The 310-nt window shown below is 48.4% G+C and carries 1 rRNA gene; it reads right to left on the reverse strand.

Features of this window, described 5'->3' with window-relative positions:
- Nucleotides 1-231, reverse strand: a 23S ribosomal RNA gene (locus ABNX05_RS26310); the annotation flags it as partial.
- Nucleotides 232-310: the final 79 nt, after the last annotated feature.

Here is a 310-nt window from a genome sequence, read left to right on the forward strand (position 1 = left end):
TTTTTCTTTCTCTTCCTCCAGGTACTTAGATGTTTCAGTTCCCTGGGTCTGCCTTCAAGACGCTATGTATTCACGTCGAGATACTACGCGATTAAACGTAGTGGGTTCCCCCATTCGGAAATCTCCGGATCAAAGCTCACTTACAGCTCCCCGAAAAGGAAGGAGCGTACCTTTGTACGTGACTGACTGAACGAGTGCAGCTGACGACGAAATACGATGTGTATTGAAAGCTGTAGGTTAAGTTATTAAGGGCGCACGGCGAATGCCTTGGCACTAGGAGCCGATGAAGGACGGCACTAACACCGATATG

The sequence above is a fragment of the Lysinibacillus zambalensis genome, assembly GCF_040183165.1.
Classification (GTDB): Bacteria; Bacillota; Bacilli; order Bacillales_A; family Planococcaceae; genus Lysinibacillus; species Lysinibacillus zambalensis.